A 17,778-nucleotide genomic window follows, 5' to 3' on the forward strand; every position below is an offset into this window, starting at 1 on the left:
CGGCCCGCGATGAGCTCCCCGTTGCGCAACTGGGCCGGCAACGTCGACTTCCAGGCCCGCCGGTTGCACCGGCCCGGCTCGGTCGACGAGCTGCGCGCGCTTGTCGCCGGCAGCGACCGGGTCCGGGCCCTCGGCACCGGGCACTCCTTCAACCGAATCGCCGACACCACCGGCGACCTCGTCTCGCTGGCCGACCTGCCGGCGGTGCTGGAGGTCGACCGGACGGCCGGCACCGTCACCGTCTCGGCGGCGCTGCGCTACGGCGACCTGGTCGGCGAGCTGGACCGGGCCGGCCTGGCCCTGCACAACCTCGGTTCGCTGCCGCACATCTCGGTGGCCGGCGCCTGCGCCACCGGCACGCACGGCTCCGGGCTGGGCAACGGCAACCTGGCCACCGCCGTCGCCGCACTGGAGCTGGTCACCGCCGACGGCGACCTGGTCACGCTGCGCCGGGGGGACGCCGACTTTCCCGGCGCCGTGGTCGGGCTCGGCGCGCTCGGCGTGGTCACCCGGCTCACCCTGGACGTCGTCCCGGCCTTCGAACTCGCCCAGTACGTCTACGACGACCTGCCCCGGGCCGAGTTCGACGCGCATCCCGACGAGATCCTCGGCGCCGGCTACAGCGTCAGCCTCTTCACCGACTGGACCGGTCCCCTGGTCAACCAGGTGTGGCGCAAGCGCCGGGTCGACGGCTCCGACCCGGCACCGGCCGACCCGCACTGGTATTCGGCCACCCTCGCCACCGAGCCCCGGCACCCGGTGCCGGGAGTGTCTGCGGTGCACTGCACCGAGCAGCTCGGCGTGCCGGGGCCGTGGCACGCCAGGTTGCCGCACTTCCGGCTCGAGTTCACCCCGAGCAGCGGCGAGGAGCTCCAGTCGGAGTACTTCGTGCCGCGTGAGCACCTGGTCGGGGCGCTGCGGGCGCTGGACGGCATCGCCGACCGGATCGCTCCGGTGCTGCAGATCTCGGAGATCCGCACGGTGGCCGCCGACGAGCTGTGGCTGAGCCCGAGCTATCGCCGGGAGAGCGCGGCGGTGCACTTCACCTGGGTCAAGACCGACGCGGTGCTGCCGGTGCTGGCGGCGGTCGAGGAGCGGCTGGCGGCGTACGCGGCCCGGCCGCACTGGGGCAAGCTCTTCGGCGTACCGGCCGAGGCGCTGCGGGAGCGCTACGAGCGGTACGCCGACTTCGCCGAGCTGGTCGGCCGGTACGACCCGGCCGGCAAGTTCCGCAACGAGATGCTGGACCGCTACTTCCCGGCCGCCGGCTGAGCTGGGCGTGGCCGGGGGCCTGCTGAGCTGGGCGTGGCCGCGCCCGGTCGAGCTGGACGGAGCCGCGGACCGGCGGTCAGAGCTGTAGGAAGAGGTTGCCGATCATGGCACCGGCCAGGATGAACAGGAACGCCACTGCGGCGTAGCGGAGCAGCCGTACCGCCTCGCGGAGCCGTACGTAGCGTTGCCGGTGCTGCTGGATGCCGATCCAGAGTTCGACCTGGGCGGCCTGGCGGATCTCCGGGTCGCGCTGCCCGGCCAGCGCGGCCTGGAACTCGGCGAAGGAGTGCAGCCGGCGCACGGTGTCGGTGCCGTTGAAGACGAGCGCCTCCGGCAGTTCGGCTCCGCTGCCGAGGATGGCCCGGCTGGGGCGGATGGTCACCAGCACGCTCGCCGCGCGGAGCAGCGAGAGCACGACCAGACCGGCGCTGACCAGGCTGGCCAGGGTGAAGAGCACCAGCGGCACCGGTCCGAGCCGGTCGGCGGCGGACCCGCCGAGCAACTGGGCGAGCACCACGGCGTTGCCGGCCGAGAGGATGGCGCTGGCGCTGAGCACCACCGAGGCCCGGCTCGACGTGGAGGCGCGGGACCGGTCGTACCGGTCGAGGTGCCACTGGAGCAGGTCGATCCGCTCCGCCGCCGAAGTCGGGTCCGAACCGGCGGCCGTGTCGTCGGTAACAGCGGCGGCGTCGGCGTCGGTAACAGCGGCGTCAGCGGCGTCGGCGGTAACAGCGGCAGCGGTATCGGCGGTGTCGGCGGCGGAGGTCTTATCGGGCGGCTGCTCCGGGGTGCGGGCGGCGATCTCGGTCAATCTCACGCTCCTTGATCAGATATATCCAGGGTATCCGGATCGGAAAAGTGATCGGGTCGGACGGGTGTCCAGGGTGGATTGTCAGGCGGTCGGGGGTGTGGTGGGATAAGCCGTTGGCGCCTGGCGCCGTTTTGCTGCCGACCGCCGGGACGGTGTCCAGACGATGGCCGAATCGACAGAGGGTCGACTTACCAACCCGCTCGCCTGGGCCGAGGTTCTGGGCAAGGATCTGTTTCACGCGCTTTCGGAATGGATCAAGGGACAGGCATTCGATCTCACATTCCATCGCTGGTTCACCGACGGCCGCAGCGGCTCCTACGTGGCCTCGGTACGGTTGCGCCCGCTTCGGGGCCCGCAACGCGGGGCGATCCTCAAGCTGGTCCCGCCGCACCTGGCCGCCGCCGAGTCGCGGGCGGTCGAGCTGGCCGCCCAGTGCACGCCCGCGGACTTCTACGACCGGCACCTGGTCCGGACCGACCGGATCAACCCGCTGCCGGGCAGTTCCTGGTGGCTGCACCTGCAGGACGTGGCCCAGGGCGACGTCGCCGCCATGCTGACGCTGGAGAGCTTCGTCGACCACGCCGAGCTCGCCGCGTATTGCGGCACGATCGTCGCGGCCATCGTGGACGACTGGTCCGGGAACGCCGGCCTGGAGAGCAAGAGCGTTCCGACCGGCGAGTTCCTCCGGGCGGATCTCGCCGGAAAGTTGGCCGGCCTGCGCGACTTCGCCCGGGTCGCCGGGCTCGACGTGCGGGATCCGTCCGAGCTGGTCCGGGTGCCGGGCCGGACCGATCCGCTGCCCAACCCGCTCGCGCTGCTGTTCGGCCAGGTCGACCGCCCGCCACTCGGCGGCGGCCCGGTTGACGAGATCGAGGTGTTCAGCGGCAACGGGCACGGCGACCTGCACCCCGGCAACATCCTGATCCCGGTGGGCCGGGAGATCCGGGCCGCCGAATTCCGGCTGATCGACCTGGGGCGGTTCTCCCCCAGCACCCCGGTCTCCCGGGACCCGGTCAAGCTGCTGCTGGCCATCGCCGAGCGCTGGCTGCCCGGCCTCGCGCCGTACTCGGCGCTCCGGTCGAGCCTGGCCGAGCTGCTGGTGACCCCGGACCGCTATCCGCGTACCCCGCCGATCGCCGGCTATCTGGAGGTCGCCGAGGCGGTCTACCGGGCGGCGGCCGGCCCGGCCGCCCGGTACGGCCTGGTCGAGCAGTGGGCCCGGCAGCACCGGCTGGTGCTCGCCGCCTCGGCACTGCGCACGGTGAGCCGCGCCGACGTCGCGCTGCCCGACCGGTGGTGGCACTTCGAGCTGGCCGCGCTGGCCATCCGGATGCTCGGCGACGACTCCGGCGGAGTACCCGTCGACCTCACCACGCCGCCGAGCACGCCCCGGCCGGCGCCGCCCGCCGACGCCGCAGCTACCGCCCCGGTCGCCGCACCGGCCGGCCCGGTCGGGGATACGACACAGCGGGCCGCCGCGGCTGCGGATCTGGTGCCGCCCGGCATGTCCCGACCCGGTCCGGCGGAGGCCGCGGCACGTCCGGCGGGTTCGGGCCGGGACGACTACTCCGGGCTGACCAAGATCCTGTTCGGCCGGCGTCTCGCGGACAGCTGGCCGGAGCTCGCCGACCTGCTGGGGATGCGCCCGGACGAGGTGGACCGGTTGCCGCAGGGCCGGGAGGCGGGGCACATCTGGCGTTGGCTGGAGGTGCGGGGCCGGCTGCCGGAGTTGCGTGACGCGCTGCTCGCCCTCGACCGGCCGGACCTGGTGCGCCTGCTCGACGAGGACGCCTGACGGTGGAGTTCACCGCCACAGCCGAGCGGGAGTTCTACGGCCGGCTGCACAGCAGTTGGCCGGATCTCTGCGTCCAGCTCGGGATCGACGGGCCGGAGCAGGACCGGTTCCCCCGTGGCGACGAGCCGCAGGGCATCTGGCGGTGGTTGCAGGCGCGCAGGCGGCTCGACGAGCTGCCGGAGGCACTGGCCGCCGTCGGCCGGCAGGACCTGGCCGAGACCCTGGAGGCCGGGCGGTCCGAGCGGGCGGCGTCGCCGGAGGTCGGCCCCCGGACCCCGCCCGGCGGGCCGCGACTGTCGCCGGGCCTGCTGATCCGGCGGTACGAGACCGCGGCCGAGCTGGAGAAGCGGGGCGGCTATCCCGACGCGCTGCGCGAGCTGGACCGGGTGGCGGCGGGCGTGCACTGCGACCGGATCCTGCTGCTCCTGCACCTGGGCCGGACGGCGGACGCGGCCCGGCTGCTGGACGAGGTGGACCGGCTGCACCGGCAGGTCGGACTCTTCGAGGACGATCCCGAGCGGCTGGCCGCCCGCTACTACCGGGCGGCGGTGCTGTGGGAGCAGGGGCTGCTGGAGCAGGCGGAGTCGGCGTACCGGGCGGTGTTGAAGGCCCGGACCGAGCGGCTCGGCTCGGCGGACCCGGAGACCCTGCGGACCAGGTGCAGCCTGGCCGGGGTCGTCGCCGACCGGGGGCGCTGGCCGGAGGCCGAGGCCGAGTTCCGGGCGGTACTCGACGAGCGGACGGCGGTGCTCGGCGAGTCCCATCCGGACATCCCGCTGACCCGGTACGCGCTGGCGAACCTGCTCGTCCGGCAGGGCCGGGGGCCGGAGGCGGAGACGGAGTACCGGCTGGCGCTGCAAGGGTGCCAGCAGATCCTCGGGGTGGAGCATCCCAGCACTCTCCAGGTCCGGCACGGGTTCGCGCTCCTGGAGTACGCCCAGGGGCGCCGGGAGTCGGCGCTCGCCAATCTCTCCGCCGTGCACACGGCACGCCAGCGCATTCTCGGCACCGGGCATCCGGCCACCCGGGCGGTGGCCGAAGATCTCGAAAGGTTGTGACCGGTAGTCCATTCCGGACATCTGCCGCGCCCGCGCCACGGATAAGCCCCTGCAAGAGCTTCGCAATAGTGAGATGAGGGGCCCGAAGACGGCTTTCCTCCGGCGGAGGAATCCACAGAGCCATCCCGGTGTTACGCCGGGTACGACGACGCGTAGCCTGGGTACATCAGGTCCGGTTGCCCGACGTCCCGGAGCGACCCTCGGGGAACAGCAGGCAGAACGTCCGCAACTCTGAGTAGGCAACGACGAGCCGTGGGAGGACACACCATGGCGGCTCCACAGTCGATGGTCAGGTACGGCAGCCCGAGTGACGCAGGTCACCACACCTTTCCGCGAGGGCGCCACGAATAACCCGGACCGCATACGGCGGTAAGCTGTATGCAGGACGGGTAACCCGATGATCAAACTACTCTACGCGAGGACCCATGGCGATGACTGAGCGTCCACGATCCGCTGCGGAGCGTCGAAGACTGACCCGGAGGCTCCGCCAGCTGCGCGCCCAGGCCGACCTCACCCAGACCGACGTCGCCAACCGGCTCGACTGGTCGCAGTCCAAGGTCAACCGGATCGAACTCGGCGAGGTCGCAATTACCCGCACCGACCTCGGGGCACTGCTCCAGGTCTATGGGTTGGACGACCCGAAAGCCGTCGCCGAGCTGCTCGACATGGCCAAGACCGCGCGTCAGCAGAACTTCGCCGAATACCGGGACATCTTCGCCAAGGAATTCCTCCACTTTCTCGAATTCGAGGGACTGGCGGACCACATCATGCACTACGAGTCGAATGTGGTCCCCGGACCGCTGCAAACTCCGGAATACGCCCGGGCGACCCTGCGGGCCGTACGGATGGTCGATTCGCTGCCGGCGCGGGACCGCAGGGAGGTCGAGCACCTGATCGAACGGAAGATCCGGGTCAGGATGGAACGCAAGCGACTGCTGATCCAGGAGTCCGACGCCGTCAAGGCGGAATTCATCCTCAACGAGGGGATTCTCCGCCGTGCCGTCGGCGCGGAGAGCGGACAGCCGGACCTGATGACCGACCAACTGGCGCATCTCGCGGAACTCGCCGAGGTGCCGAATGTCGACGTACGTGTGCTGCCGTCGAGCCGGGGCGCGCACCCGGGGCTCCAGGGGGGCTTCGTGGTGCTGGAACTGCCCGAGCCGTACGGCGATTCGCTGCTCTACATGGAGAACAGCGCGGGGGAACTGTCGACCCGGGACCAACCCGACAAGGTCGACCAGTTTGTGAAGGTGTTCGACCAACTCCGGGCCCGCGCGGTCACCCTCGCGGACGTGGAGTGGGAAACCGCAAGCCGAACGGTGGGCTAGCACCGTGTTCTGGCGGGTCGCCGATTGCCGGGCCGGTCGACGCGCCTCCGCCCTCTCCCCACGGAGTGACCCAGTGACCACCACCTCGACGCCCGCTCGGCGAACGGTGTGTCCGGGCCGGCCAGCGCCGGCCCGGCGTTACAAGCTGCCCGGAGTACGACCGTGACCACCCCGGTGCCCCCGGACCGGCCGGCCGGCGGGCCGCCGGAGTCGTGGGCCGCGGGTGTGCTGCGCGAGGCGGTCGGCGACAGTGGGAAGCTGTTCCGGGTGATCGCGATAATCGTCGCCATCACCGCCTGCCTGGGCTTCCTCTTCGGCTGGCTCGACTGGAAGAAGGTCGCGATCGTGGTCGGCGGCGGAGTCGTGATGATGGTGTGCCGGACCATCACGAAGGTCGCGCAGAGCCGGGCCGAACAGCGCCGGGTCAGCGATGCATCCGCCGAACCCGCGCCTCGACTTCCCGAACGTGATTCAGGACCGGAGTGGAATAGATCCCCCCGGCTGCACTGACAAGCGCCACCGTTACGGCGAAGGTAACGACTTTCGCCGCACCGCCGAGATTGCCGAGTGCCCGGGCCAATAGCTCTGCGGTCAGCAGCGCCGCCATGCCTGTCGCCACGCCGTAGACGGCGAGGCGCAGAGCCGAGGGATCGTCATCATTCGTCGATGAACTTCGACCGTTCGGAGGATACCGTTGAACACCAGTTCGCCCGCCGATCTCTCCTCTGGCCTTCACGCTCATCGCTTCCTGAGATACAACACGGCCTCCTCGTCCTGGCCCCAGCATAGAGTCCTCCGCTCGTCACGTCTCCCCGGTACGACAAGATCACTCGCCCCGGCGGTGTCAGATAGTGGGCACCCTTGATGAGCTGCCCAGATCGACAGGGGCCAACGCCTCCACGCTGGATTCTGCCTCGCTGTCCTCCTTACACTGGCGGAATCTGGAATCCCCTCGCATCCAGCGGCCCCGATTTCCAAAGGCGGTCTGAACGGCCCGCTGAGTCCGTTGTGGGGGCATCCGAACAGCGGCGCCGAGGGCCGCGCCACGGCGAGGAGGCACGTTGGTGGCGTCAGAGCAGCCCGAGATCATCTGGCGGAGGAGTTCCCGGAGCATCGAGGGCAACTGCGTGGAAGCCACACTCACCCTGGGTGAAGTGGTCGCCGTCAGAGACTCGAAGGACCCGTCCGTGCAACTACGCTTCGCGACCGGCCCATGGTCCGCCTTCCTGGGCCGCGTCCGCGCCGACGGCTTCGGTTGAGCCGCCCTCGACAAGACGGCCGGTCAGCGCAGAGGGTCGACGGCCGTCAGCGTAGCTGGGTATACGGCGGGTCAGCGCAGCTGGGTGAACGGCGGGTCAGCGTAGCTGGTAGACGGCCATCCGGCCGTTGTCGTAGCGCAGCCGGGCGAGCCAGCCCAACTGCGGCGACTCCACCCCGACCGAGCGGTCCACCACCAGCCACCGCACGGCGTGCCGGTCGCGCAGCTCCCGCAGGCCGGCCTCGGTCGGCGAGGTGAACGCCTCGTCGTTGCGCCGCAACAGCTCCTGGTCCCAGAACGGGGTGTACGCCCCCGACGACGCGACCCGGGGCGCGAACCCCCAGCCCTCGACCAGCACCCGGCGCTCGGCGTACGCGCTGAGCCAGAACGAGCGCGCGTCGCACCAGCCGTTCACCACCGCCAGGCAGTGCACGTTGGTGGCCAGCACGTCGCCGGGTGCACTGTGGTCCCGAGCCCACCGGGCGGCGTCGACCCGGCTCTTCGGCAGCGAGATGTTCGCGTACGCGCCGCCGTTCGGGGAGCGTTCCGACTTGCGCATGTCCATCAGCAGGCCCGGCGCCCCGACCACCAGGACGGCGGTGAGCAGGGCGATCGCGCCCCGCCGGTGCAGCGCCTGGATGCCGAGGCTGGCCGGCAGCCAGATCCCGGCGGCGACCACCGCCAGCACGGCGAGCGCACCCGACCACCACAGCAGCGGGCGCAGCCAGTCGAACATCGACTCCCCCGCCGCCGGCCCGGCGTACCGGAACTGGACCGCCACCAGCACGCCGGCCAGGGCCAGGGCGCCCAGCCCGAGCACCGTGCCGGACCGCCGGGTCAGCCCGGCCCGGTCGGCCACCAGCAGGTAACCCCAGGCGGAGAGGACCACCGCGAAGGTGAAGCCGGCCCGGGTGAAGTACTGGTTCGCCCCGCCCGGCTGGTTCAACACCAGGTAGAGCAGCGGGCCGGCCAGCGCGCCGCCGAGCAGGAACCACTGCACCGGTTCGAGCCGCCCCCGGCGCAGCCAGAGCAGCGGCCCGATGCCCGCCACCCGGAGCTGCATGTTCACCACGAAGGCGGCGACCACGGCCAGGTAGACCAGCGGCAGGGGCCAGCCATCCGGCGGCGGCGTCCAGTACGGCTCCAGGCTGTTGGCCAGCGGATCGACCCCCATCCCGTACGCCTTGAACCGGTAGAGCACGGCGGTGGCGAAGAGCTGCGCGGCGGCGGTGGCCAGTCCGGCACCGACCACCGCCCACGGGATCCGCCGGGTGGCGACCAGCAGCACTACCGCGGTGAACGCCAGGGCCAGCCCGACCACCGGCAGGGAGCTGGCCTTCGCCCCGCTGGAGGCGAGCATCAGCAGCGGGGCGAGGACGAACGCACCCCGGCCGATCGCCGCGAACGGCCGGTCCGGACGCCTGTCCACCACGTCGGCGAGTACGGCAACCAGCGCGATCAGCAGCACCCAGCTGTAGATCATCGACATGCCGTGCCAGATCACGAAGGACGCCTGGGTGCCGAACGGCATGGTCACCGGGTCGGTGAAGTTGGTCTCGCCGATCACGAAGAAGAGCACCGCCGCGACCGCACCGACCGCCGGCCGGCCGCTGACCCGCCAGCCGAGCACGGCGGTGAGCACGATCGCCGCCGCGCAGAGCGCCGGGATGGTCAGCCGCAGCGCCACCACCGGCAGGTCGATCCCGCCTACCAGGCTGGTCGCGGCCATGTGCACGTAGCCGAACCAGTGGTAGTCGAGCCGCTCGGCGGCGACCTGCGGCAGGTGGATCGGGAACTGGTGCTTCGCCTCGCCGGCCAGCGAGAGCTGGTAGGCGAGGTCGAGGTACTGGTGGGTGTCCTCCGAGGTGGGCAGGATCGGGTTGCGTTCCAGGAAGGTGCTGGAGAGATAGCTGGTGAAGAAGGCCACCGCCCCGGCCACCGTCCAGGACCAGCCGATCGGCGCCCGCCGGGGGTAGTCCCGGACCAGCCAGTGCCGGCGCAGGCGCGGCACCGCCAGGAAGATCGCGACGATCGCCGCCGGCCAGGTCCAGAGCCAGCCGGCCAGGCCGAGCCAGGCGTACAGCGCCCAGGCGGGCAGCTCCAGCACCAGCCCGACGACGGCGCCCATCGCCACGTCCTCGACCAGGGTGTGCGGCCGGCGGCGGAGCGCCCGGTAGACCAGGGTGCCCGGCAGGATCAACGCCAGCAGCAGGTAGCCGGCGTACCGGAGCAGGTCGGTGGCGGCGGTGTCGGCGGCCAGCAGTACCACGGCGAAGTAGCCGGTGCCGACCAGCAGCGGCGCCCAGCGGAGCAGCGCGACGGCCCGCGCCGGTGTGGCCGGAGCGACGGAGTCCGCCACCGCCGCTTCGGTAGCGGTCACCGGACCACCCGTACGCCGCCGTCCCGGGCGGCCGGGGTACCGGACCCGGCCGGCGGCGCCGCGGCGGCAGCGGAGACCGGAGTCACCTCCTCAGCCACCTGCTCGGCGGTGTCGATCTCCTCGGCGGTGTCCGAGCCGACGAAGTACGCCGGCCGGCCCTGCACCGCCGCGTAGATCCGGGCGATGTACTCGCCGAGCAGCCCGAGACAGAGCAGTTGGACGGCGCCGAGGAAGAGCACCGCCACGTAGAGCGAGGCCCAGCCGGTGACCGTGGAGTCTCGGAAATACATGACGATCGCGAAGACCACCATGACCGTGCAGAGCAGCATCCCGCCGGCACCGAGCCAGGTCGCCACCCGCAGCGGCGCCTCGGAGAAGCTGGTGATGCTGTCGGTGGCCAGCCGGAACATCCGGGACAGCGAGTACTTGGTGCTGCCGGCCGCCCTCGCCTCGCGGACGTAGCTCAGCTCGCCGCTGGGGAAGCCCAGCCAGGGCACCACCAGCCGGAGCACCGGGCGGCGTTCGGGCAGCTCCCGCAGGGCTTCGACGGTGGCCCGGCTGAGCAGCCGGAAGTCACCCGCCTGGGCGGGTACGGCATTGCCGACGAGGCGGCGCACCAGCCGGTAGTAGAGACCGGCGGTGGAGCGCTTGAACCGGGTGTCGGTGGAGCGGTCGGCGCGTACCCCGTAGACGATGTCCAGGCCCTCGGTCCGGGCCAGCCGCAGCATCTCGACGAGTACCTCCGGCGGATCCTGGAGGTCGGCGTCGATGCTGGCGACGTAGCCGCCCCGGGCCCGGAACAGCCCGGCGATCAGTGCCGCCTGGTGACCGCTGTTGCGGCGCAACCGGACGATCCGCAGTTGCGGCCAGCCGCGCCGCATCCCGACCAGCACCACCGGGGTGGCGTCGGTGCTGCCGTCGTCGACGGCGACCACCTCGTACGGCTCGCCGAGCCCGTCCAGCACCGGCCGCAGCCGTTCGGCCAGCAACGGGAGGACGCTCTCCTCGTTGTAGATCGGCACGACCACGGAGAGGGTCGGCACCCGGCCAGTCACCGCCGTACACCCCCGTCTCGCGAGATCTTCGGACAGTCGAACGCTACCAGCCGGTCCAGTGACCGAGCTCACCAGCGGCCGGGGGTCACCGGGGCGGTTCGCCCGGTTTCGTCGGCGCGGCCAGCGGCCAGCCCGGGTTGGTTCGTCAGGGCGGTCAGGAGCAGGTGGTCCGGGGCAGCTTGCCGACCGGCACCGGAGAGCGCCCGGTGGGCCGGGCCCGGCCGGCCAGCACGTCGGCGAGCGCGGTCAACGCCGCCGGAGTCGACGAGTACGTCGCCAGCAGCACCTTCGACCCGGCCCTGCCGAGCAGGTACGGGGTGTCCATCGCCACCGTCACCGCCGCGCCGGCGCGCAGGTCACCGGTGCCGTCGCCGTACCCGACGAGGTGCACCACGGCACCGCCGGACGGGGTGACCCGGACCCCGGCGGCCCGCAGTGCCTCCTTGAGCCGGTCCCGGCTGCGCTCCCGGCCGCCGGCCGCGGTCACCGTCACCGGCCCGGTCAGCAGCGGCCCGGCGCAGTTGCCGCGCAGCAGCGTGACCGACGCCGCCGCCGCCCGCCGGGCGGCCTCCTGGTGCCCGGCGCTGTTCACCGTGCCCATCTCCGGCCGGGGCTGCCCGGCCAGCCGGAACTTCAGCGTCAGCACCCGGGTCACCGCCTCCAGCAGCCGGGCCCGGGGCAGCGAGCCGTCCCGCAGCGCGGCCAGCACCCCGTCGTACGCCTCGGTCACGTTCGGCGGCATCAGCACCAGGTCGTTGCCGGCGTTCAGCGCCCGGACGGCGGTCGTCCCGGGCGGCTGTTTCGCCACCGCCGCCATGTCCATCGCGTCGGTCACCAGCACGCCGGTGAATTTGAGCTGCCCGCGCAGCACGTCGGTGAGCAGCTTGCGGGAGAAGGTGGCTGGCACCCCCGGGTCGACGGCCCGCACGTCGAGGTGCCCGGCCATCACCAGCCACGCCCCGGCGTCGATCCCGGCCGCGAACGGGGGCAGCGCGGTCGACTCCAGCTTCTTCCGGTCGGCGGTGACCACCGGCAGGCCCTTGTGCGAGTCGGCAGCGGTCTGCCCGTGCCCGGGGAAGTGCTTGAGGGTGGCGCCGACGCCCGCGTCCTGCAGCCCGCGTACGGCGGCGCCGACCTGCGCCGCGGCCGCCTTCGGGTCCGACCCGTACGACCGGGAGCCGATCACCTTGCTGTTCGCCTCGAGTACGTCGGCGCTGGGCGCGAAGTCGACGTTCACCCCGAGGGCGGCGAGTTCGGTGCCGGCGGCCCGCCAGGCCGACTCGGTGAGCGCCGGGTCGCCGGCCGCGCCGAAGGCCATCGGGCTGGGCAGGTTGGTCACCCCCTCGGAGATCCGGGTGACCACCCCGAACTCCTGGTCGATGCCGATCAGCGCACCGGCGGCCCCGGCGGCGCCGGCCGGCAGTTTCCCGGCGGCGGCCTGGAGGCCGGCGGTCAGCTCGCGTACCTGCGCCGGGTTGTCGACGTTCGTGGTCGGCTGGGTGTCGCTGGTCGGGTCGTCGGCGGAGAAGCCGACCAGGATCAGCCCGCCCAGCCGGTACTTGGCGATCATCTCGGCCGGTGTCTCCACCCCGGCCAGCTTCCGGTTGCCGGCCGCCGAGCCGCCGGACACCTTCGTCGCCGAGTTGCCGTAGGCGTACGGCATCAGGACCTGGCCGACCAGGTCCTCGTCGGCGAGGGTGCCGGCCAGTTGCGCCGCCCGAGCCGCCGGGTCCGGTGACGGCGTGGCCGCGGCAGCGGTCGGCGACGACGGCGCCGACCCGGGCGCGGCCGGCGTCTCCGGCTGCCGCGAGCCGGCGCAGCCGGAGACGACCAGGGCGGTGACGGTCAGGGCGGTGACGGTCAGGGCGGTGACGAGGGGAAGCACGGTCCGAGCGCGCCGGAGGGGAGTCGACACGCCCGCTATCCCACCAGCCCGGCACCGGCCGGGCAACTTGACCAAGGACCCGGCGGACCGGGGTACGGCCGGCCGCCGACCAGCGCGCTTCGCCAGGTCCCAGGCGTCCCGAGGCGACGCGGGCCGGTCTGGACCGCTCGGGCGGCGTGACCGACCCCACGCCGTCAGCTGCGCTCGTCGAGGCGGAGCGCCGGATCAGCCGACCCCGGTGAGCGGATCAGCCGACCCTGGTGAGCAGGGTGACCGGGGCACCGTCCCCGGCATACCGGTAGGGCTCCAGTTCGGCGTCCCAGGCGGTACCCATCGCCTTGTCGAGCGCGTGCGCCAGCGCCTCCGGGGCCCGCGCCGACGCCATGATCGCGCGCAGCCGGTCCTCGCCGAGCTGGATGTCGCCGGCCGCTCCGGCGGTGGCCCGGAAGAGCCCCCGGCCGGGCACGTACATGAAACGCTCACCGTCGACGCCGGGACTCGGCTCCTCGGTGACCTCGAAGCGGATCATGGGCCACTGTCTCAGGGCAGCCGCCAGCTCCGCGCCGGTCCCTGGCCGGCCGGACCACCCGCACTCCGCCCGACGGGCGCCCGGATCGACCGGCTGGGCCGTCCAGTGCAGGGTGACCGGCGCGGTGAGGACGCGCGCGATCGCCCACTCGACGTGCTGGCACACGGCGAGTGGGGTCGAGTGGACGTATACGACGCCACGCGTTGGCACGGTGACCTCCCGGAGAGCGAGGTGCGTCTTCCCCTACGACCTCGACCTCGGCGGGTGATCTCGTGTGATTGCTGGAACACATGATGACGCTTGTGACGGATGGTACGCCAGGGATTCACGAAACTGCCCCGGGGGAATAGCCGTACCGGTGACGGTAGTTGGACCGCACGTCAGCGGCGGTAGCCGTCCGGCCATCGCCGTGGTCGTGTAAAATTTGCCCGGCGGCGTCTGCCGCCCAGGCTTGTCCCCTCGGACTTCCAAGTCCTCCCGTACGTCTTCAAGGAGTACCCCCGTGGCGAGCAACACCTCCAAGACCGCGCGCGCATCCGTCCGTGCCGGCCAGGCAGGCCAGGGTGGCGCCCTGAGCGTGCTCGGCGAGTTCAAGTACCTCATCCCGCTCAACGGCGGCAAGCACGCCTACGTGCGGAACCTGACCAACGGCAAGACCTCGCACCTGCGCACCGACTCCGAGGCCTTCGTCGAGGAGATCCGGGTGCTGGCCGGCGCCGGGCACGCCGCCAAGCTCCGTGCCGAGCTGAACAACCTGGCCGCCACCTACCCGGCCGACGGCTGGGACACCACCGAGAAGCGGCTGGTCGAGGCCGGCGTCTTCGAGGCCTGATCCACACCGGCACGAATCCAACGCACCACCCGTAACGCCCCGACCCGGATCATCCCGCGTCGGGGCGTTCACCTGTCCGGCCCGCGGCTCCGGCCGGTCCGGACCGCGGGATGATTCGCCGGGACGCCGGGCGGGTATCCCTGACCCGTGGCGCCCGGCCACCGGGCTCGACGCGGAGGTGACCATGCCCGACCCCGCCTCGGTACGGCTCACCGACGGCGTACGGCTGCACGTCGACGTCTCGGGCCCGGAGACCGCCCCGCTGACGGTGGTGCTGCTGCACGGCTGGACCCTGGACGGGCGCACCTGGCACCGCCAGGTCGACGCGCTGCGCCAGCGGTACGGCGACGCCGTCCGGGTGGTCCGGTACGACGCGCGCGGGCACGGCCGCTCCGGACCCAGCACGCTGGGTACGGCCACCCTCGACCAGCTCGGCGACGACCTCGCCGAGGTGCTCGCCCAGGTGGCGCCGACCGGGCCGGTGGTGCTGGCCGGGCACTCGATGGGCGGCATGACGGTGATGGAGTACGCCCACCGGCACTCCGCCGACTTCGCCCGCCGGGTCGCCGGGCTCGTCCTGGTCGCCACCACCGCCGAGGGCCACACGCACACCTGCTACGGCGTACCCCCACCGCTGGCCCGGCTGATCCGGATCGCCGAGACCGGCTGCGCCGGGGTACTGGCCCGGTTCGGCGGCTGGCGTACCCCGCCGCCTCTGCTGAACGTGCTCCGCCCGACCCTGCGCTGGCTGCTCTTCGGCGACGACTGCGATCCCGCCGACATCCGGCTCACCACCTCGGCGGTGGCCCGCGCCTCGCTGGTCTCGATCGGCGGGTTCCGGCCCTCGATCGGGGCACAGCGCCGGCTGGAGACGCTCACCGCCCTCGGCGACCTGCCGGTGGCGGCCCTGGTCGGCGACCGCGACCGGCTCACCCCGCCGCCCTGCACGGTGTCGATCACCGAGGCGCTGCCCTCGGCCGAGCTGACGATATGTCCCGGCGCCGGCCACATGCTGATGCTGGAGCGCCCCGACGAGGTCACCGCCGCCCTGTACTCGGTCGTCGACCGGGTCCGACCGGTCCGGAGGATCTCCCGGAAGACGGCCGCCACCGCCAACCGGCGCAGGCGGGCCGGGACCGTCGCCGAGCAGCCCAGGAGGGCCGGCGCCACGCACGGCGCGCCGCGCCCGGCCTCCGGGACGGCCGACCTGCGCGCCGGTGCGGCCGGACGCTGAACCGGCACGACCGCGACCACGACGGCGCCCGGACCTGGCGTGGCCGAGCCGGTCGGCGCCGGCACGGCGTACCCTCGCTTCCTGGTAATTCGGCGCGCGGGGCGTCCGGACTCGGGTGTCGGACGGCCGTGTCGCCGCAGATCGATCTCCGGGAGCAGACGCGTTGACCGACCACCACACCACGCTTCAGCAGGAGATCGAAGTCGAACAGCGCCACCTGGACCGGGTGTACGCCCGGCTGGCGCAGTTGCGGCACTCCGCCGTACTCGCCGAGCGGGAGGGCTACCAGCTCGCCAAGGTCGGCAACTTCGGTGCGCTCGTGGAGCGGGACGCGATGGTCTTCCACGCCGCCCGGCGCCGGCACACCCTGGACGCCGAACACGAGGGGCTGGTCTTCGGCCGGCTGGACCTGGGGACCGGGCAGGTGCTGCACGTCGGCCGGCTCGGCGTACGCGGTGAGCACGCCGAACCGCTCGTGGTGGACTGGCGGGCACCGGCCGCCGCCGCCTTCTACCAGGCCACGGCGGCGGAACCGCGCGGCGTCGTACGCCGTCGGGTGATCACCTCCAGCGGCGAGCGGGTGACCCGGATCTCGGACGACCTGCTCGACCCGGCGGCGGCGCCGGACGGGATGCGGGTGGTCGGCGACGGCGCCATGCTCGCCGACCTGTCCCGGACCACCGGCCGGCAGATGCGGGACATCGTCGCCACCATCCAGCAGGAGCAGGACGAGGCGATCCGCTCCCCGGCCGGCGGGGTGACGATCGTCGCCGGCGGTCCGGGCACCGGCAAGACGGCGGTGGCCCTGCACCGGGCCGCCTACCTGCTCTATTCCGACCGGGGCCGGTTCGCCGGCGGCGGGGTGCTGGTGGTCGGCCCGTCCGCCGTCTTCGTCGACTACATCGCCTCGGTGCTGCCCTCGCTCGGCGAGAACGCCGCCACCCTGCACTCGCTCGGCTCGCTCTTCGAGGGCGTGGCGGCCACCCGCACCGACCCGGTGGCCGTCGCCGCCGTCAAGGGCTCGCTGCGGATGCGCCGGGTGCTGGAGCGGGCGGTCCGGGACCAGGTGCCGGACGCCCCCGGCGAGCTGCGGCTGCTCTACCGGGGTGAACTGCTCCGGCTCTCCACCGCCGAACTGGAGCGGATCCGGACCCGGGCGCTGCCGCCGGGCGCCCGGCGCAACGAGGTACGCCGGGCCGGCTTCGACGGCATCTTCGGCGCGCTCTGGGCGCAGGCCCAGCAGTTGCGGGTCGGCCGGCTGCCCGACCAGCGGAGCTTCGAGGACGACATCGCCGAACGCCCCGAGTTCCGGGACTTCCTGCGGGCCTGGTGGCCCCGGCTGCATCCCCGGCACGTGCTGCCCTGGCTGGCCCGGCCGGAGCGGCTGCGCCGGTACGCCGCCGGGATCCTGTCGAACGCCGAGATCCGGCTGCTCACCGAGGCGTACCGGTCTTCGGGCGGCGCGGAGCTGACCGTGGCCGACGTCGCCCTGCTCGACGAACTCGACCACCTGCTCGGCCGGCCGCCCCGCCCGGCGAAGCGCCGACGCGACCCGTACCAGCTGGCCGGCGGGGTGCGCGAGGTGACCACCTACGCCGACCGGCAGCGCGCCGCCCGGTCCGGCCGGGACGCCGCCGCCGAGCGGCCGGCCGACTACCGCGAGTACGCGCACGTGGTGGTTGACGAGGCCCAGGACGTCTCCCCGATGCAGTGGCGGATGCTGGGCCGGCGCGGCCGGCTCGCCTCCTGGACGGTGGTCGGCGACCCGGCGCAGACCGCCTGGACCGGCGACCCGGCGGAGCTGACCCGGGCCCGGGACAAGGCGCTGGGCCGGCGTCCCCGGCACGAGTTCACGCTCACCACCAACTACCGCAACTCGGCGGAGATCTTCGCGGCGGCGGCCCGGGTGATCCGGGAGGTCTCCCCCGACCTGCCGCTGCCGGTAGCGGTCCGGGCCACCGGGGTGGATCCGGTCGAGCTGGTGGTGCCGGCCGCCGAACTGCCGGACGCGGTCCGGGAGGCGGCGGCGAAGCTGCTCGCCGAGGTCGACGGGACGGTCGGGGTGATCAGCTCCGCCGACCGGCGGGCCGAGGTCGCCGACTGGCTGGAGCCCGCCGGGCCGCGCCTGTCGGTTGTCGACACCATGCAGGCGAAGGGCCTGGAGTACGACGGGGTGGTGCTGGTCGGGCCGTCGGAGATCCGGGCCGACTCGGCGGCCGGGGTACGCACCCTCTATGTCGCGCTCTCCCGGGCGACCCAGCGACTCACCACGGTCGAACCGGTCTGACGGTGGCCGACCCTGGCGGCGAACCCTGGTGGGCTGGCTCGTCGGTGCCGCTGT

The 17,778-nt window shown here is 72.9% G+C and carries 14 protein-coding genes; 9 read left to right on the forward strand and 5 right to left on the reverse strand.

Annotated features, from left to right (window positions below):
- Positions 1–9 precede the first annotated feature (9 nt).
- On the forward strand, positions 10–1,272 hold the full coding sequence (locus O7626_RS24430) for a D-arabinono-1,4-lactone oxidase (RefSeq protein ID WP_278063438.1): 1,263 nt from the start codon (positions 10–12) through the stop codon (positions 1,270–1,272).
- A gap of 76 nt (positions 1,273–1,348) precedes the next feature.
- Here O7626_RS24430 and O7626_RS24435 read toward each other — a convergent pair whose 3' ends face one another.
- A complete protein-coding gene (locus tag O7626_RS24435; protein ID WP_278063439.1) occupies positions 1,349–2,083 on the reverse strand; it encodes a hypothetical protein in 735 nt (244 codons plus the stop codon).
- 163 nt (positions 2,084–2,246) lie between these two features.
- Between O7626_RS24435 and O7626_RS24440 the strand changes: the two genes are divergently transcribed.
- The 5 genes from O7626_RS24440 to O7626_RS24460 all read left to right on the forward strand — a co-directional run bounded on the left by O7626_RS24440 (position 2,247) and on the right by O7626_RS24460 (position 7,523).
- Positions 2,247–3,878: a hypothetical protein gene (locus O7626_RS24440; protein ID WP_278063440.1), complete on the forward strand. Its 1,632-nt coding sequence runs from the start codon at positions 2,247–2,249 to the stop codon at positions 3,876–3,878.
- Positions 3,879–3,880: 2 nt separating this feature from the next.
- Positions 3,881–4,936 (forward strand): tetratricopeptide repeat protein, encoded by a 1,056-nt coding sequence (locus O7626_RS24445; RefSeq protein WP_278063441.1) that lies wholly within the window; start codon positions 3,881–3,883, stop codon positions 4,934–4,936.
- A gap of 431 nt (positions 4,937–5,367) precedes the next feature.
- Positions 5,368–6,264, forward strand: a complete 897-nt coding sequence (locus O7626_RS24450) for a helix-turn-helix transcriptional regulator (protein WP_278063442.1) — start codon at positions 5,368–5,370, stop codon at positions 6,262–6,264.
- 162 nt (positions 6,265–6,426) lie between these two features.
- Positions 6,427–6,774 carry a hypothetical protein gene (locus tag O7626_RS24455; protein WP_278063443.1) on the forward strand — a complete coding sequence of 116 codons (348 nt, stop codon included), beginning with the start codon at positions 6,427–6,429 and terminating at the stop codon, positions 6,772–6,774.
- Between the two features lie 551 nt (positions 6,775–7,325).
- Complete coding sequence (locus O7626_RS24460; RefSeq protein ID WP_278063444.1) at positions 7,326–7,523, forward strand: DUF397 domain-containing protein; 198 nt, start codon at positions 7,326–7,328, stop codon at positions 7,521–7,523.
- A gap of 96 nt (positions 7,524–7,619) precedes the next feature.
- Here O7626_RS24460 and O7626_RS24465 read toward each other — a convergent pair whose 3' ends face one another.
- From O7626_RS24465 to O7626_RS24480, 4 genes are all read right to left on the reverse strand, one after another.
- On the reverse strand, positions 7,620–9,902 hold the full coding sequence (locus tag O7626_RS24465) for a hypothetical protein (RefSeq protein ID WP_278063445.1): 2,283 nt from the start codon (positions 9,900–9,902) through the stop codon (positions 7,620–7,622).
- The gene (locus O7626_RS24470) at positions 9,899–10,957 is read right to left on the reverse strand and encodes a glycosyltransferase family 2 protein (RefSeq protein WP_278063446.1); all 1,059 of its coding nucleotides are present in this window, start codon (positions 10,955–10,957) and stop codon (positions 9,899–9,901) included. The genes O7626_RS24465 and O7626_RS24470 overlap by 4 nt, the downstream gene beginning before the upstream one ends.
- Positions 10,958–11,111: 154 nt before the next feature.
- Positions 11,112–12,842 carry a glycoside hydrolase family 3 protein gene (locus O7626_RS24475; RefSeq protein WP_278066295.1) on the reverse strand — a complete coding sequence of 577 codons (1,731 nt, stop codon included), beginning with the start codon at positions 12,840–12,842 and terminating at the stop codon, positions 11,112–11,114.
- A gap of 247 nt (positions 12,843–13,089) precedes the next feature.
- Positions 13,090–13,581, reverse strand: a complete 492-nt coding sequence (locus O7626_RS24480) for a DUF3145 domain-containing protein (protein WP_278063447.1) — start codon at positions 13,579–13,581, stop codon at positions 13,090–13,092.
- 292 nt (positions 13,582–13,873) lie between these two features.
- Here O7626_RS24480 and O7626_RS24485 point away from each other — a divergent pair, with 292 nt between their 5' ends.
- The 3 genes from O7626_RS24485 (at position 13,874) to O7626_RS24495 (ending at position 17,724) form a co-directional block, all read left to right on the forward strand.
- Positions 13,874–14,203: a hypothetical protein gene (locus O7626_RS24485; protein ID WP_278063448.1), complete on the forward strand. Its 330-nt coding sequence runs from the start codon at positions 13,874–13,876 to the stop codon at positions 14,201–14,203.
- A 184-nt stretch (positions 14,204–14,387) separates the two neighbouring features.
- Entirely contained in the window at positions 14,388–15,437 is a 1,050-nt protein-coding gene (locus tag O7626_RS24490) for an alpha/beta hydrolase (RefSeq protein ID WP_278063449.1), read from the forward strand.
- A gap of 163 nt (positions 15,438–15,600) precedes the next feature.
- Complete coding sequence (locus O7626_RS24495) at positions 15,601–17,724, forward strand: AAA family ATPase (RefSeq protein WP_278063450.1); 2,124 nt, start codon at positions 15,601–15,603, stop codon at positions 17,722–17,724.
- Positions 17,725–17,778: the final 54 nt, after the last annotated feature.

Source organism: Micromonospora sp. WMMD1102, assembly GCF_029626265.1.
Classification (GTDB): domain Bacteria; phylum Actinomycetota; class Actinomycetes; order Mycobacteriales; family Micromonosporaceae; genus Plantactinospora.

What these genes read in the sequence shown, in the direction of transcription:
- O7626_RS24430 (WP_278063438.1), top strand. Translation starts at nt 10, where the DNA reads ATGAGCTCCCCGTTGCGCAACTGGGCCGGCAACGTCGACTTCCAGGCC.
- O7626_RS24440 (WP_278063440.1), top strand. Translation starts at nt 2,247, where the DNA reads ATGGCCGAATCGACAGAGGGTCGACTTACCAACCCGCTCGCCTGGGCC.
- O7626_RS24450 (WP_278063442.1), top strand. Translation starts at nt 5,368, where the DNA reads ATGACTGAGCGTCCACGATCCGCTGCGGAGCGTCGAAGACTGACCCGG.
- O7626_RS24490 (WP_278063449.1), top strand. Translation starts at nt 14,388, where the DNA reads ATGCCCGACCCCGCCTCGGTACGGCTCACCGACGGCGTACGGCTGCAC.